Here is a 16159-nt window from a genome sequence, read left to right as displayed (position 1 = left end):
CGCCATTTTAGGGTCTCTCTCCGTCTCTCTAGCCACACCCCCCCCCCCCCCCCCCTTTTCTCCCCCCTTGTGTTTTCGCTGCGGGGGGGGGTCCCCCCCCCCCCCCCCCCCCCCCCTTCGGCGGAGTCACTCACGCCCCTGAGAGGGGCTCAAGCTCCGTCAGGTCCAGAGCTTCTTGTTGCTGTTCTCGGTGTTGTTGTAGCTCTCGGCCGCCTGGTCCAGAGCGGTGGCGATCTTCGCCAGCGTCTCCTGCAGGTGGGCGGCGCGCTGGTCCCACTGCGCCTGGTGGGCGCGGTAGCCCTCCTGCGCGGCACCCTGCCAGCTCTGGGCGATCTTGTTGACGCCGCTCTTGAGCTCGTCGAGCTGGTTCTTGATCGTGTTGGCGGTGTTGCGAACCTGAGTACCGGCACCTCGGACGGTCTCGAAGTTCACCAGAATCTGGCCGTCGGACACAGTGTCTCCTTGTCGAGATGGCGACGTCGACCCTCAGCCGGGGACGTCGATGACTGACCTGGCAGAAAGCAGGGATCAGGCCTTGAACGCGGTCTGCTGGTCCGCGTCGGTCTGCGAGTACTGCTTGGTCGTGATCTCGATCGCGCCCTTGATGGCCCGCAGCGACTCGTTCAGCTTGGCCGCGTCCTGGTTGAACTCGGTCTGGAGGTTGCCGTAGGCCGCAGCCGCCTGGCCCTTCCAGCCGCCCTTGACCGAGTCGACCAGCGCGTTGAGGCTCTTGATCTCGCCGTCAATCTTGCCGATGACCTCGTCCATGTGCTTGGCGAAAGCCAGCATCTCCTGAGCGGTCGTCGTGAACTGACCCATGCTCTACCGTCCCCCATGAGACAGACATTGTGTCCGGGCAGCCGTTTCCGGCCACTCCGCGCATCACGGTGTGATGTCCTGCAGAACTGTAGTCGGCACACGCAGCCGACCCAACACCGGGCAACTGCTAGTTACGAGACCATGACACTGGGACCAATTCCTTTACCGGACAGGGACGGTCAGGCGTTCTGCTGCTGCGCCGCGCTCTTGGAGTTGAGCGCCGGACCGGCCGGCACCAGGTTCGACCACTGCTGCGGCACCGGTACGGGCTGAAGTCCCTGGTAGCCGAGCCGGGCCTGGTTCCCGCCGGCCTCCTCCTGCTGCGGCGGCGCGGCCGGGTCGGTGGGCTGGGCCGACGGGGTCTTGGTGGCGCTGGGGCTCGGCTGCCCGGGCGGCGCCGTCGCGGAACCGCCCTTGCCGCCGGTGCTGTTGGCCGGCACCGCGTACCGAAGGCCGGTCTCGGTGATCAGGTAGTCGCTGCCGGAGCCGTCCACGCCGTTGTCCAGCGCCCGGTAGTACAGGCCCAGACCGGGCGTCACATGGGCCGAGACGGCCGCACCGGCGCCGTACTTCACCGGGTAGTCGGGGCCCGCCCAGACGCTGCGACGGGGGGTCTTGCCGTCCTCCGCCACGCCGTCGAAGGTGCTGCAGAGCACCATCTTCGCGTCCTTCTGCGCCTGCCAGTTGTTGGCGGGCGCACCCGTCCTGGTGGGCCAGTCCTTGCCGCCCTCCCCCATCAGCGGGACGTCGCTCTTGAGCGCGGCGTGCTCCGCCGGCGTGATGTCGTCGATCCGGGGGTTCTTGTTCGCGTCCTGGTTGTACAGCGGCTGCAGCGCCGGGTTCTGACGGATCAACTCGGCCTGGAACTGGGTGATCAGGTACAGCTTGTCCTTGCCCACCACGTAGAAGCGGTCGCCGGCCTTGACCAGCCGGCCGACCTTGCGGTCCTCCGCGTTCTGCAGCGCCACCGAGGAGTTGGGGGCCTTGGCGTCCGGGACCAGCCCGTCGATCTTCGGGAAGACGATGTCGCTGCCGTTCACCAGGGTGTCCAGCCACTCCTTCTTGACCGGCTGGGAGGTCGCCATCGTCCCGAAGATCGCGCCCATCAGCTGCGTCTTGGTGTCGTCCGGATCGTTCGGGGCGATGGCGTGCTTGCGGCCCTTCGCGTCGATCAGGAAGAGCTTCAGCTTGCTCTGGCCGGCCGCCGGCTGGCCCGCGCCCGGCTGCACGGTCACCTGCTGGTCGTCCTTCTGCTGCACCAGCAGCGCCTGGTCGACGTCGAGCACCCGGTCCTTGGCCTCCAGCGCCTTGGCGTCGGCGCCGCCCGCCACGAACACCGCCTGGTTGACGGTCTCCTGCTTGTCGTCCGAGCCGGGGCGGTCGCAGACCGACCACTTCATCGCCTTGGTGACGTTGTCCTTGGTCGGCAGCTTGTCCGGCGCGTACGGGATGCCGATCGTCGGGCCGTGGTTGGGGTACTTGTCGAGCACGTCGTCGGCGACCACCACCACCTTGGCGCCGGCCGGCAGCACCAGCCGCGCCGAGGCCATGTTGAGCACCTGGTGCAACCGCTTGATCTTGCTGTCAGGGTCCGTCAGTACCACGTAGCGGGTGGTGCTCTGCTTGCCCTGGATGATGTTCTTGCCGTCGTCCCAGCCCACCGGCGCGCTCGGCTTGAACACGCCCCAGAGCCCGAACCCGCCGACCACCAGCGCGCCCACCACCACACTCGGCAGGATCGCCTTGACCGGACGCGGCGCGTCCTCGTCACTGCCCCCGCCGCCGGGCAGCAGAAAAGCCCCGACTGTGCGCTTGCGGGCGAACGTGTAGGCGTTCAGCTCGTCCCGGCGTGATGCCATCCTCGTCGTCTCCCCTGTCCGACCGACCTGCCCCGTGAGTCCGCACCCGCCGGGCGAGAGCAACCTCGAACCCTCTACGATGCGGCAGCAGACGGTGAGTACGGTACGGGTACGGTTCGCGAACCGGCCAACCGGGCCGCGACAACTGATCAGAGAGGGCCACTCGGGGGATGCCAAGCCAGACCGCTCAAGGGCGCCGCAGCACGGCACAGGGCAGGGGGTCGCGCCGGTCCGGCCGGCGGGCGCAGCACGACCCGGGCTCCGGCTCCGCGCCACTGCCCACGCCCACCGGCGGCCCCGGCTCCGCCGTCCCGGTGCGCGTCCACCCCCGGCCCGGGCTGCTCGGCGGCCGGCTGAGGCTCCAGCAACTCGTGCTGGTCGAGGTCGCGGTGGCCCTGGTGGCGGTCGGCTGGACCATCAGCAAGGCGATGGCCGGCGCCTTCGGCGCGGTCGCGCTGACGCTGGTCGTCCTCGCCGTGATCCCGCTGCGCGGCCGGACCATTCCCGAGCTGCTGCTGGTGCGCTCGACCCTGAAGGCCCGTCGCAAGCAGGCCCGGACCAACGTGCCGCCGGCCGGCACCGACCCGGCCCTCGCCCCCGCGCTGGAACTCGAACCCGCCCTGCGCACGTACACCCACGCCACCGAGACCGACTTCGGCGGCCGCCCGATGCGCCGCGAGACCGGCATGGTCGGCGACGGCACGTTCCTCAGCTCGGTCCTGCTCGTCCAGGCCAAGGACCAGCCGCTGCGCCCGGTCCGCACCGCGCTGCCGCTGCCGCTGGACGTGGTCTGCTCGGCGCTGCAGGTCGACGACATCACCCTGGAGTCGATCCAGGTCGTCCAGCACACCCAGCCGGCGCCCGCCCCGCACCTGCCCGAGCAGTCGCTGGCCTCCCGCGCCTACCGGGAGCTGCCGGACGGCACCGCCACCCCCGGCCTGCGGCTGACCTGGGTCGCGCTCAAGCTCGACCCGGAGCGCGCCGCCACCGCCGTCCTCGCCCGCGGCGGCGGCGAGGAGGGCGCCCGCAAGGCGCTCCAGCGGGTCACCGACCAGCTGGCCGGGCGGCTCAACAGCGCCGGCTTCAACGCCACCGTGCTGGACGAGCGGGAGCTGATCGCCGCACTCGCCATCTCCAGCTGCGCCAACCCGCTCGCCGTGGCCGGCCGTCAGGGCACCGGCAGCGGCGGCGGCAGCGGGCGCCGCACCCAGGAGAGCAACCGGTTCTGGCGGATCGACGACCGCTGGCACAGCACCTACTGGGTCTCCCGGTGGCCGCAGCTCAGCCGCCCCGGCGGCTCCCCCGGGCGGATCGCCGCACCGGACCTCGTCAACCTGGTCACCGGCTCGCCCGCGCTGGCCAGCACCTTCAGCCTGACCGCCGGTCACGGCACCGGCGGCTCGGTGACGATCAGCGGCCACGTCCGGGTGACCGGGCGCAGCGAGAGCGAGGTGGTCCAGGTCGGCCGCCAGGTGGAGGCCCGGGCCCAGAGCGCCGGCCTCGGCCTGACCCGGCTCGACCTGGAGCAGGCCCCCGGCATGCTCGCCACCCTGCCCCTGGGAGGTGTTTCCTGATGGCTTACCAGACCTATCCGGCCCCCGGCCCGCAGCCCGGCGCCGAACAGCCCCGGGTCCGGCCGCGCATCCTGCCCGGCTTCGGGCTGCGCGGCCCGCGCCGGGAGAAGCACGTGCTGACCGTCGAGGACCTCGGCGCGCTCTCCTTCCCGGTCGGCGACGACGGCGTGCTGATCGGCGAGGACGTGCAGCAGCAGCCCGCCGTCCTCGGCCTGTTCCGGCCCAGCGCCTACGACCTCGTCCTGGTCGGCGGCGTCTGGACCGCCCAGGTCATCGCGCTGCGGGCGGCCGCCACCGGCGCCCGGATCGCCGTCGAGACCGCCCGCGCACAGCTCTGGGGCCCGATGGCGCAGGCCGCCGGCGGCGGCCAGCCGTGCGTGACCATCCACCAGGTCGGCCGGCTCGGCCCGCAGGGCGCCTCGGTGAACTCGCCGGTGCTGGTGGTGCGCGACCTCGGTGTCCGCCCGCCGCGCAGCCGGCTCTCTGCCGCGCCCTGGCAGACCACCCTGACCCTGCTGCCCTACCTGGGCCCGAACGCGGCCCGGGTGCTGAACGCGGCCGACCTGGTCGGGGTGCAGCGGGTCTCGCCGCAGGAGGCCGAGCTGATCGGCCGGGTGCTGTCGCTCGGCCCTCAGGACGTCGCCTCGCTGCCCACCCTCGGCGACGACATGACGCTCTGGACTACCCGGATGCGCCGCCAGTACGTCCGGGCCATCGCCGGGCAGGCCGAGCAGCAGGTCCTGGGCGGTCCGCGCCGGATCGACTGACCGTGGTGCGCGCCCCCGCCGGTGCCCCGGTGCTCCCCGGCCGTGCTTCCGGCCGCGCCCCCGCCGCTCCGCCGGTGCCACCCCGGTGCCCGCCCGGATTCCCCCGGTTCCGACCCGGTGATCACCCGCCGGTTGCCCGGCGAGATGAGACTCCGCCTTCAACGGGGGCTGGTGTACGGCCTAGTCTTTGATGCGGCAACGGCACCGCGAACAGCGGCGGCGAACACGAGGGAGCCCTAGGTGAGCAGCGATCGGGACGGCGTCTACGTCGGCGACAACGCGGCGGAGGACGACGACGACTGGTCCGACGCGCCCGACTACTCTCCCCCGTCCTGGTATGTGCAGACGGAGGCCGCCGCGGCTCCGGCCGCGCCGGTGGCGCCCGGGCCTGCGGCCGGTGCGGCGGGCGGGCCACCGGGTGCGGTGAGTGCTCCGGCGACGACGGCCGGTGCGCCGGGGGCGGTTTCGGGGACGGCGGCTGCGCCGCTGCCCGCGCCTGGTCCCGCGCCCGTGCCGGCCCCTGCGCCCGTGCCCGCGTCGGAGGCGGCACCGGTCGCGACGCCTGCGCCCGCTCCTGTGGCCGCGCCGGAGCCTGTGCCGACCGTTCTGGCCATGCCGCCCGTCGTTCCGGCGGCGGACGGGCCTGCGGTGCCGCCGCAGGCGGTCCCCGCGCCGGCCCCCGTCCCGGCCCCGGAGACGGCCGCGGCCACCGCGCCCGCCACCCACGTCGAGGCGCAGCACGTGCCGTTCGCCGTTCCGTCGGCCGACGCGGCCGCGGCCACGCCGGTCCCCGGCCCCGGCCCGGAGCAGCCGCAGGCCGCCGCACAGTCCTGGCCGCCGGCCGCCCCCACGGCGCCCCAGCAGCCCGGGCCGTACGCCGAGCCGCAGCAGCAGCCCCAGCCGTACGCCGACCCGCAGCAGCCCGCACAGCAGCAGCTGCCCCAGCAGGCGGTCCCGCAGGTGCAGCCGCCGCAGGTCCCGCAGCAGGCGCACCCGTACGCCCAGCCCGTGCCGCCGCAGGACCCGCAGGCAGCCTGGACCGCAGCCCCGCAGGCGCCGGGCCCGCAGACCCCGCCGGTCGACCCGCGGCAGGCCGGCTGGCCGCAGCCGAACACCTACCAGCAGCCCCCGCAGCAGGCCCAGCCCCAGGCACAGCCGCAGCAGGCTCAGCAGCCCCCGCAGGCCCAGCAGGCTCAGCCCCAGCAGGCCCAGCAGCCGGGCCCGGCCCAGCCGTGGCAGCAGGCCGCGCAGCAGCAGCCCCAGCAGCAGGCGCCGGCCGCGTTCCAGCAGGCCGCCACCCCGCAGCAGACCGCGCACGGCGCCCCGCTCGGCTACACCGCCGCGGTCGAACTGTCCTCGGACCGCCTGCTGCGCAGCCAGCCGAAGCAGCAGCGCCAGCAGCCGCGTTTCCAGTTCGGCGGCAAGGCCGCCGCGGCCGAGAAGGCCCGCAAGCTGGAGGTCATCCGCACCCCGGTGATGAGCTGCTACCGGATCGCCGTCATCAGCCTCAAGGGCGGCGTCGGCAAGACCACGACCACCACCGCGCTCGGCGCGACCCTGGCCAGTGAGCGCCAGGACAAGGTCATCGCGATCGACGCCAACCCGGACGCGGGCACCCTCGGCCGCCGGGTCAAGCGCCAGACCGGCGCGACCATCCGCGACCTGGTGACGGCCATCCCGCACCTGCGCAGCTACATGGACATCCGCCAGTTCACCTCGCAGGACCTGCACTCGGGCCTGGAGATCCTGGCGAACGACGTCGACCCGGCCGTCTCGACGACGTTCAACGACTCGGACTACCGCCAGGTGATCGACGTGCTGGGCCGCCAGTACCCGATCATCCTGACCGACTCCGGCACCGGCCTGCTGTACAGCGCGATGCGCGGGGTGCTGGACCTCGCCGACCAGCTGATCATCGTCTCCACGCCGAGCGTGGACGGCGCCTCCTCGGCCTCCACCACGCTGGACTGGCTCTCCGCACACGGCTACGCGGACCTGGTGCAGCGCAGCATCACGGTGGTCTCCGGGGTCCGCGAGACCAGCAAGATGATCAAGGTCGAGGACATCGTCGCGCACTTCCAGACCCGCTGCCGCGGCGTCATCGTGGTGCCGTTCGACGAGAGCCTGGCGGCCGGCGCCGAGGTCAACCTCGACATGATGCGGCCCAAGGTCCGCGAGGCGTACTTCGATCTGGCCACCCTGGTCGGTGACGACATCATCCGCGCCCAGCAGGCCGCCCAGCAGTCCGGCTGGCAGCAGCAGGCACAGCAGCCCCCGCAGGCCGCCGCGCCGTACCCGGGCCAGCCGCAGCCGTACGCGGACCCGCAGCAGCAGGGCTACCCGCAGCAGGCACAGCCGCAGCCCTATCCGCAGCCGGCGCAGCCGGGCCAGGGCGGCTACCCGGCGAACCAGCCCGCGCCCGGCGCGCCGTGGTCCCCGCAGCCGGGGCAGACCCCGCCGCCCCCGCCGGGCTACGGCTACCCGCAGGCCCAGCCGCAGCCGGGCGCCCAGCCGCCGCAGCAGGACTGGCAGCAGCAGCCCCAGCCGCCGGCCGGCTACGGCTACCCCCAGGGGCAGCAGCCCCAGGGCCAGCCCCAGCCCGGTGCGCAGCCGCCCGCCGGGTACGGCTACCCGCAGCCGCCCCAGCAGCAGTAGCAACGCGGAAGGGCCCGCCGGCCGTCTCGGGATCGAGACCGGCCGGCGGGCCCTTCGGTGTCCGCGGGCGCGGACGTCAGGCGGCGTCGGTGAGTTCGCGGGCCTGCTTGACGTCGTCGGCCATCCGGTCCAGCAGCGCGTCGATGGAATCGAACTTCTCCATGCCGCGCAGGTACGCCAGGAAGTCGACGGCGACGTGCAGCCCGTAGAGGTCCAGGCCGACCCGGTCGATCGCGTACGCCTCGACCGTGCGGGCGGTGCCGTCGAAGGTCGGGTTGGTGCCGACCGAGATCGCCGCCGGCATCCTCTCGCCGTCGGCCGTCAGCCAGCCCGCGTAGACGCCGTCGGCCGGGACCGCGCTGTGCGGCACCGTCTCCACGTTGGCGGTCGGGAAGCCCAGCTCGCGGCCGCGCTGCGCGCCGCGCACCACCACGCCCTCGACCCGGTGCGGGCGGCCCAGCACCTCGCCGGCGCCGGCCATGTCGCCGGCCGCGACCAGCCGCCGGGTCAGCGTGGACGAGAACGGCTCGCCGTCCCCGGCCGCCCCGCGCACCTGGAGGTCGACGACCTCGACGCCGCAGTCGGCGGCCCGGCCCAGCTCGGTGAGGAGCCGGACGTCGCCGGCCGCCCGGTGCCCGAAGCGGAAGTTGGGCCCCTCGATGACCAGGCACGCGTGCAGCGCGTCCACCAGCACCTGCCGGAAGAAGGTCTCCGGGGACTCCTTCGAGAACTCGGCGGTGAACGGCAGCACCAGGACGGCGTCCACGCCGAGCGCCTCGATCAGCTCGGCGCGGCGCGGCTGCGGGGCCAGCAGCGGCGGGTGGCTGCCCGGGCGGACCACCTCGCTCGGGTGCGGGTCGAAGGTGACGACGACCGAGCGGACACCGTGTTCGCGGGCGCGCTCGACCACCCGGTTGATGATCAGCTGGTGTCCGCGGTGCACACCGTCGAACGAACCGATGGTGACGACGCTGCGTCCCCAGTCACCGGGGATCTCCTCCAGGCCACGCCAGCGCTGCACCCTGACCGCTCCTTGTTCCGTACGGCGCGTACCTTCTGTACGCTCAAACGCTCAAAACCCGAACCCCTATAGCGTGCCATGCGCCTGCCCCTGCTTCGGCACCGGAAGGCGGGTTGGGCGCACCGCCGGGCACGGGGCCGGGCCTACCGGTGTGCGAACGGTCACCTGCTCGTCCTCCCGGGCGTCCTCCTGCCCTGCACGGCGCCCGGTTTCGGGCCCTTCGCCGGGCCGTTCGCCCCGTTCGGCGCCGGCGGCGGCGTACTGCGGGTCGCGCCCGGCAGCCGCCAGGGCCCGCAGCCGGTCCAGCCGGGGCCCGCGCGGCGGGAGCGGCCAGCCGTCCTCGGGCCACTGCGCCAGCAGCAGCGCGAACTCCGCCCAGCGGACGGCGCAGCGCACCAGCAGCTCGTCCGCGTCCGGCAGGCCGGCCACCGCCCGGGCCAGCACCGCCCGGGCCCGGGCCGGCCGCTCGGCCGCGCAGTGCCCGGCCAGCCGCTCGACGACGGCGCCGAGCACCTCCGGGTCGCCCTCGGCGGCCAGCAGGGTGTCGAGCAGATCACACCGCAGGGCGTCCGCCGCGGCCGACGCCACCGGCACCGCCAGCACCTCCGCGAAAGGCCGGCGGACGGCCGCCGCCCGGGCCGCCAGGGCGCTGCCGAGCAGCAGCCTCAGCTCCAGCCGAACGGCCGGCTCCTCGGCCGGCCCGTGCCGCAGCCGGCGGCCCAGGTAGTCGACGGCGACCATGCCGGCCGACGCCGGCTGCGCCCGCAGCAGCCGGGCGGCCAGCTCGGCGCCCCGCCGGCCGGCCGACGGCGGACCGGCATCGGCCAGCACCCGCAGGATCTCGGCGACCTGGGCACCCGGCCGCTCCAGCCGGTCCGCGAACGCGGCGAGCACCGGCTCCGGGTCGCTCTCCAGCGCCGGGGCCAGCGCCCGCGCGGTGAGGAAGCCGTCCTCGCCGCGCCGGTAGACGGCGAGCGCCGCCGGCAGGTGGGCGGCCCTGGTCCGCCCGTCCAGGACCAGCAGGGCCAGGGCGGCACCGTGCAGGCCGGGCTCCTCCTCCCGCGCGAGCAGGGCCAGCGCGGTGAACCCCAGCAGCTCCGCACCGGCGCCGCGCGCGTACGGGGCGGCCCGCAACGCGTGGACGGCGGCGGCGACATGACGCTCGGGCCGCCGGTCGTGACTCCAGCGGTCCACCGCCCGGCAGAGCGCGGAGGGCTCCTCGGCGGCGAGCACGGTGAGCAGCGCGTCCGCCCTCGGGTGCGCGGCGTCGGCCAGCGCTTCCGTCAACTCGTCCAGGGCCAGCGCCCGGTGGGCGTACAGCAGGTCGTGGGCGAGGTCGGCGACGGTGGTGCCGGGGCGGCCGGGCAGGCCACGCGGATCGTCGAACCAGCCGCAGAGCAGCGGCAGTACACCGGCCGGGTCGGCGCGCAGTCGGCCGGCCGCGGCGGCGAGGAACGGCTGCCCGGGACCGTCGGCGGTCACCAGGCGGCGCAACAGCTCCAGTTCCTGCGCCGCGGGCAGGCCGAGACCGGTCCAGAACGCCGGGCCGAAGCGGCCCAGGCCATCGGCCGGCAGCCGCTCGAAACCCCCTGCCGCCGGGGCGACTTCGGCGATCCGGACGGCCAACTGGCCGAGCAGTGCGCGGTGTTCGCCGAGGTCCGGGCTGGCCGCCAGCCCGGCCACCAGCAGCCGGCCCGCCCACCAGCCGGGTTCGCTGCCCGACGGGCGCAGGTCCAGGGCCCGCCAGATCCGGTGCAGCCAAGGGTCCAGGGCGGGCGCGCCCCAGGTCTCCGCCAGCCGCCGCAGCGCGGCCGCCACCGGGCCGACCCGGTGCCGGGCCACCGAGCGGGCCTCCCCCGGCGGCCGCGTGTCCTCGGCCTCGCCGAGCAGCAGCCGCAGTGCCGCGTCGAGGTCCAGGTGCAGGCCCTGCAGCCAGTCGGAGAACTCGCTGTGCGCGAACCGGTAACCCGGCCCGGCCGGCACGAACAGGCCCTCCGCCAGGACGGCGGTCGCCCAGCCGCCCGCCACCGGGAACAGCTCCTCGAACACCGCCCGGCCGAGCCCGCCCTGCTCCGCCCCCAGCATCCGCCGGGCCGCCTCGTGCACCCGGCCCGCCACCGCGGCCGCCATCCGCCGCACCCGGCCGTGCGACAGCCCCGCCGGCCGACCGGCGCCCCGCCGGTGGGCCCCCGGCCGCCGGGGCCGCCCGTCGGAGGCGAGCCGCTGGGCCACCCGCAGACAGCGCAGGTCCAGCTGCGCCGCGAACAGCTCGCCCCGGCCCGGCGGCTCCCCACGCACCCCCTCGGCCCACAGCTCCCCGGCCAGCCGCACCGCCAACGGATGCCGGGCGTCCGCCGGTGCCGGCCACCCCGGCGGCAGTCCGTACCGGCGCCGCACCCGGTCCGCCGCCTCGGCCGGCAGCGGCCCGAGCCGGTGGACGGCGAGGGCCTTGCGGCAGCGACAGCCCGTGCCGTCCGGTAAGGCGCCGCCCGTACCCGCCGGCCCGTCCACGACATCACCCAGCGCATGGCGTTCCCCGGCCGCCGAGCCGGCGCCGCCCCCGTCCGGGCCGGACCGGCCACCGGCCGGCGCCACACGCTCCGCCGCTCCGCCCCAGGCAGCATCCGACGGATGGCGCTCCCCCGGAGCCTGAGCGCCGTCGCCCCCGTCCCGCACACACCGGCCACCGGCCAGGCCGCCACAACCCATCGCCCCGGCCTCGACACCACGCCATGCATACCGCTCCCCGGGGGTCGCGCCGCCGTCGCCCCCGTCCCCGTCCGGCGCCAGCCGCTCCCAGGCCTCCTCCCCGCAGGCCGTGAGCAGCCGCGCGCCGGTGGCCGTCAGCCACTCCCCGGCCGCCCGCAACCAGGCCGCGTCGAGCGGGACGGGCGCCTCCTCGGGCCCGTCCAGGATCACCAGCAGCGGCCGCCCCGCCGCCGTGCAGAGGCCGGCCACAATGTCCGGCCCGGGCACCGGCCGGCTGCCCAGCGCGGCAGCGGCCGCCGCCAGCACGCGCTCCACCGCGTCGGCGAGCGCGGCGGACTCCGCCCGCAGGTCGGCGCCGCGCAGCCAGAGGGTGGGCAGCGGATGGTCGCCGCCACCGCGGCGGACGGCGAGAGCGGCGAGTTCGGTGCTCCGGCCCGAGCCGGGCGCGCCCACCAGGGCGGTGACCGTCGCGGCCGGCTCGTCCCCGGCCAGGCCGTCCGGGCGGTCGACCCGGTCGGCGGCCAGGGCCCCGACCCGGTCCGGACCCGCGCCGGCGGACGCCACCTGGGCGGCGGCGAGCCGCAGGACACCCGCCAGGTTGAGCGCCGGCCCATAGGCCGGGACACCGGCGGCGTTGCGCGCCAGCGCCTCGGCCAGCTCCGGCGCGCGCTCCCCAGCCCCGCCGCCGTACGCGGGGACGGCGGCGAGCGCGCCCGCCTGCTCGGGCGCGTGGACGGCCGGCGCGGCGACGCCGATGACCGCGCCGCTGCGGGCGTCCAGCACGGGTGCCCCGGCGGGCACGGCCACGGCACCGCCGCCGGCCGGCGGATCGAGCAGCAGCACGCCGCCGAGCAGGTGGAAGCGGTCCGGCCCGCCGGCCGGCGGCGAGGGCACGTAGACCGCCCCGGTGGCGCCGAGGAGGCCGCAGGCAAGCGCCACCACCCGCTCGTCCTCGCCGGTCAGCGCGGGCAGCACCACGTCGCGGCCGCCGAGCACGCCGTCCGGGCGCGCGACCGGCAGCGGCGGCACCGGCAGCCCGCCGACGCCGTCGGTCCGCAGCAGGGCGAGCCCGTGCCCGGGCAGCGGCAGGACGCTCTCGGGGCCCAGGACGCGGGTCTGCCCTCCGGGGGTGTGCAGGACGATCCGGTCGAGGCCCGCGACGCTCTCGTGGGCGGTGAGGACGGTGCCCTGCGGGTCGGCGACGAACCCCAGCCCGTGCAGCCGTCCGTCCAGATCGCGGATCCGCAGCAGGTACCGCCCCGGATCGTCCGCCACCTCGTCGCCGTCCAGGATTCCCGGCATTCGCGCAGCCCTCCCCGCAGGGCCCGCCGGCCCGGGAGCGGACTCGTCGCGGCGACCTGCTCGCCGCCCGGGAGCCTGCCCGCCGTCGGCGCGCCCCGACCCCGCCCACGCCGCTCACCACCGCGGTTCACCTCGCGCGCTCCCCCGTGCGGGTGAACCTCTGCACCGGCCCGCGCATGCTCCCCACGAGTGGTTCCGGCGGGCGCGTCCCGCCGCCGTACCCGGGCAGCAGAGAGCCCCCTGCCGCCCGCGGGGGCGCCAGGGGGCTCGTGCAGCGGAACGACTCAGCCGACGAAGACCGCGACCGGCTTCGCCTGGCCGCCCTGCTCCTCCACCAGCGCGAGGAACCGGTCGTCCGGCCCGAACACCGCGATCGGCCCGTCCACCCCCAGCCCGGGCGCCTTCAGCCGGGCGCCGTGCGAGAGCAGCTTGGCCTGCTCGGCGTCGAGGTCCCAGCGCGGGAACGCCGCCGCGGCGGCCTCCCCGATCGGCAGCACCTCAAGCCCCGCACCGGAGCCGCCGGTGACCGCGGCCTCCAGCTGCTCCAGCGTCCGCGCCGACTCCACCCCGTACGGGCCGACCTTGGTCCGCCGCAGCGCGGTCAGGTGGCCGCCGACGCCGAGCCCGGCGCCGAGGTCACGGGCCAGCGCCCGGATGTAGGTGCCGGAGGAGCACTCCACCGTGACGTCCAGGTCCAGCACCGGCGTGCCGTCCTCGGCGACGGCCTCCCGGTACGCGTGCACGGTGAAGGAGTGGATCGTGGTCGGCCGGGCCGCCAGCTCGAACTCCTCGCCCTCGCGCACCCGCGCGTACGACCGCTTGCCGTCGATCTTGATCGCGCTGACCTTCGACGGCACCTGCATGATCTCGCCGGTGAGCGCGGCGATCCCGGCCTCGACGGCCTCCCGGCCCACGCCGTCCGCCGCCGTGGACGAGGTGACCTCGCCCTCCCGGTCGTCGGTGACGGTGGTCTGGCCGAGCCGGATGGTCGCCTCGTACGTCTTGGCGGTGAGCATCAGGTGCCCGAGCAGCCGGGTGGCCCGCTCCACGCCGATCACCAGCACGCCGGTGGCCATCGGGTCGAGCGTGCCGGCGTGGCCGACCTTCCGCGTCCCGGCCAGCCACCGCAGCTTGGCGACCACCCCGTGCGAGGTGATGCCCTCCGGCTTGTCGACGATGACCAGGCCGTCGGGACCGGTGCCTTTGCGCTTCATCAAGTTCTTTCTCTAAAGATGATCAACTGACGGGCCGCAGCGCGGCCCGGAACCGCTCGACCACGGCCTCCACGCCCTCCCGGGCGCTGAACCCGGCCGCGAAGGTGTGCCCGCCGCCGCCGAGCTCGGCGCAGGCGGCCGCGACGTCCACCGCGCCCTTGGAACGCGAGGAACCGCGCAGCGTGCCGTCCGGGTCCTGCTTGAGCACCAGCGCGACCTCGGCCTCGGCCGGGCGGCGGACGATGTCGATCAGGCCCTCGATCTCCTCGACGGTGACGCTGAACAGCACGAGGTCCTGGTACGGCACCCAGGTCCACACCAGGCCCAGGCCGCCGGCCGCGTCGGGCTCGTAGACGGCCCGGTCGAGCGCGGCGGCAAGCACCTTGAGGTAGCCGAAGGAGGAGGTGTCCCACAGCTGCCGGGAGATCAGGTCGTGCCGGATGCCGGTGGCCAGCAGCCGCCCGGCGAGTTCGTGGGTCGCGGGCGTGGTGGCCCGGTACTTGAAGGAGCCGGTGTCGGTGGCGACCCCGGTGTAGAGGCAGGTGGCCAGCGACTGGTCGAGCTCGACGCCGAGCCGGCGCAGCAGCTCGTCCACCAGGACGGCGGTGGCCGGGGCGGTCGGGTCGATCAGCTGGTGGGTGCCGAAGCCCGGGTTGGAGGCGTGGTGGTCGATGACCACCAGCACGGGCGCGGCGAAGGCCTTGTCGTGCAGCAGGCCGAGCCGGCTCTGGGCGGCGACGTCGAAGCAGAGCACCAGCTCGGGGGTGTCGGGCACCTCGGATGCCGGCACGATCAGCTCCTGGCCGGGCAGGAAGGCCAGCGACTCGGGCACGATCTGCGGGTCGTCGCCGAACGAGACCCGGACCTCGTGGCCGAGCCCGCGCAGCGCCAGCGCGGCCGCCAGGGCCGAGCCGAGCGCGTCGCCGTCGGGGCAGATGTGGCAGATCACGTCGATCGAGCGGGCCCGGCCGATCTCCGCCACCACCTGCTGCCAGACCAGCTCGAAGCCGGGCGCCTCGGCGCGCGGCCCCGGAAGCACCGCGAGGGCACCCTCCACCGTGGTGGTGGAGGACGCCCCCGTGGTTGTTCCCGCTGTCGAACCGGCCGTCGCCGGCTCACCCGCCATGACTACTCGTCCTCGTCGTCACGCTCGGACGCCGGGACCTTGTAGGGGTCGGCGTCGCCGGCATAGGCCGCGCCCGCCGCGGTGGTGCGCACCGCGGCGTCGATGGCCCGGGCCCGGTCGAGCAGGTCGTCGATGTTCCGGGCGTTCTCCGGCAGGGCGTCCGCGACGAAGGTCAGCGTCGGGGTGAAGCGCACCCCGATCTTGCCGACCTCGGAGCGGATCACGCCCTTGGCGCTCTCCAGCGCGGCGGCCGAGGCCTCACGCTCGGCTTCGTCACCGAAGACGGTGTAGAAGACGGTGGCCTCGCGCAGATCGCCGGTGACCCGGGTGTCGGTGATGGTCACGAACCCCAGCCGGGGGTCCTTGATCCGCCGTTCCAGGGTCTGGGCGACGACCACCTGGATGCGGTCGGCGAGCTTGCGCGCCCTTGCGGTGTCGGTCACGTTGCCTCCTCGTGCAGTGGGCCGGGTACCCGGGCGTACTGCCTGCCCGTCGGGGCCCAAGCCCCAAAGTACCGGCCCGCGCCCAGCCTTGTGGGCGCTCTCGGTCCTGATCTGTGTGAGAACGGCGACTCGCGCCGGTCCGTTCCGCAGACCTCATTCATCGTCGTCGTTGTGGTAGCGCCTCCTGGCGGAGAGCAGCTCTACCTCGGGGCGGCCGGCGACCAACCGCTCACAGCTGTCCAGGATCTCGGTGACGTACCCGGCTTCGCCGGACACCACCGCGAGGCCGATCTCGGCCCTGCGGTGCAGCTCCTGGTTCCCGGTCTCGGCAGCGCACACGCTGTACTTGCGCTGCAGTTCGGCCACGATGGGCCGCACGATCGAACGCTTCTCCTTGAGCGAGTGGACGTCGCCCAGCAGCAGGTCGAAGGTGAGTGTTCCCACGAACATGTATGACAGGTCTAGCCGACCTGGAGGCCTCGGGGACAGCCCTTGAACCGGGCTGGTACTGCCGTGTCTGACTACTCCCGGACCTTACACAGCGAGACCGGGGCCGGGGGGGGGGGGGGGCCCCCCCCCCCCCCCCCCCCCCACCCCCCCCCCCCCCCCCCCCCCTCCCCCCCCTCCCCTCCCGCTCTCCCGTGTTCCCTCCCCCCCTCCCTTTTCCCCC

At 75.0% G+C, this 16159-nt stretch carries 12 protein-coding genes; 3 read left to right on the top strand and 9 right to left on the bottom strand.

Annotation, left to right across the window (positions count from 1 at the left end):
* Positions 1-159: 159 nt before the first annotated feature.
* The 3 genes from ACZ6NC_RS34015 to ACZ6NC_RS34005 all read right to left on the bottom strand — a co-directional run bounded on the left by ACZ6NC_RS34015 (position 160) and on the right by ACZ6NC_RS34005 (position 2678).
* Complete coding sequence (locus ACZ6NC_RS34015; RefSeq protein WP_465737721.1) at positions 160-453, bottom strand: WXG100 family type VII secretion target; 294 nt, start codon at positions 451-453, stop codon at positions 160-162.
* 75 nt (positions 454-528) lie between these two features.
* The gene (locus ACZ6NC_RS34010; protein ID WP_396325588.1) at positions 529-819 is read right to left on the bottom strand and encodes a WXG100 family type VII secretion target; all 291 of its coding nucleotides are present in this window, start codon (positions 817-819) and stop codon (positions 529-531) included.
* A 179-nt stretch (positions 820-998) separates the two neighbouring features.
* On the bottom strand, positions 999-2678 hold the full coding sequence (locus tag ACZ6NC_RS34005; RefSeq protein WP_465737720.1) for a type VII secretion protein EccB: 1680 nt from the start codon (positions 2676-2678) through the stop codon (positions 999-1001).
* A 170-nt stretch (positions 2679-2848) separates the two neighbouring features.
* Here ACZ6NC_RS34005 and eccE point away from each other — a divergent pair, with 170 nt between their 5' ends.
* The 3 genes from eccE (at position 2849) to ACZ6NC_RS33990 (ending at position 7674) form a co-directional block, all read left to right on the top strand.
* On the top strand, positions 2849-4252 hold the full coding sequence (gene eccE, locus ACZ6NC_RS34000) for a type VII secretion protein EccE (protein ID WP_465737719.1): 1404 nt from the start codon (positions 2849-2851) through the stop codon (positions 4250-4252).
* Entirely contained in the window at positions 4252-5019 is a 768-nt protein-coding gene (locus tag ACZ6NC_RS33995; RefSeq protein WP_465737718.1) for a hypothetical protein, read from the top strand. The genes eccE and ACZ6NC_RS33995 overlap by 1 nt, the downstream gene beginning before the upstream one ends.
* Before the next feature lie 240 nt (positions 5020-5259).
* Positions 5260-7674 (top strand): MinD/ParA family ATP-binding protein, encoded by a 2415-nt coding sequence (locus ACZ6NC_RS33990; RefSeq protein WP_465737717.1) that lies wholly within the window; start codon positions 5260-5262, stop codon positions 7672-7674.
* 76 nt (positions 7675-7750) lie between these two features.
* On the opposite strand, the gene ACZ6NC_RS33985 is transcribed toward ACZ6NC_RS33990, so the two are convergent.
* The 6 genes from ACZ6NC_RS33985 to ACZ6NC_RS33960 form a co-directional block, all read right to left on the bottom strand.
* Complete coding sequence (locus ACZ6NC_RS33985) at positions 7751-8695, bottom strand: bifunctional riboflavin kinase/FAD synthetase (RefSeq protein WP_465737716.1); 945 nt, start codon at positions 8693-8695, stop codon at positions 7751-7753.
* A 66-nt stretch (positions 8696-8761) separates the two neighbouring features.
* Positions 8762-12706 (bottom strand): hypothetical protein, encoded by a 3945-nt coding sequence (locus ACZ6NC_RS33980; protein ID WP_465737715.1) that lies wholly within the window; start codon positions 12704-12706, stop codon positions 8762-8764.
* A 284-nt stretch (positions 12707-12990) separates the two neighbouring features.
* Positions 12991-13920 (bottom strand): tRNA pseudouridine(55) synthase TruB, encoded by a 930-nt coding sequence (gene truB / locus ACZ6NC_RS33975; RefSeq protein ID WP_465737714.1) that lies wholly within the window; start codon positions 13918-13920, stop codon positions 12991-12993.
* Between the two features lie 22 nt (positions 13921-13942).
* Complete coding sequence (locus ACZ6NC_RS33970) at positions 13943-15046, bottom strand: DHH family phosphoesterase (protein ID WP_465737713.1); 1104 nt, start codon at positions 15044-15046, stop codon at positions 13943-13945.
* Positions 15047-15048: 2 nt separating this feature from the next.
* Positions 15049-15489, bottom strand: a complete 441-nt coding sequence (rbfA, locus tag ACZ6NC_RS33965) for a 30S ribosome-binding factor RbfA (RefSeq protein ID WP_465737712.1) — start codon at positions 15487-15489, stop codon at positions 15049-15051.
* 153 nt (positions 15490-15642) lie between these two features.
* Entirely contained in the window at positions 15643-15939 is a 297-nt protein-coding gene (locus tag ACZ6NC_RS33960) for a DUF503 domain-containing protein (RefSeq protein WP_465737711.1), read from the bottom strand.
* Between the last annotated feature and the right edge of the window lie 220 nt (positions 15940-16159).

The organism is Kitasatospora sp. NPDC041988, from assembly GCF_055588525.1.
The sequence above is the reverse complement of the archived record's forward strand: the minus strand, read 5'-3'. Positions and strand labels throughout refer to the sequence as shown.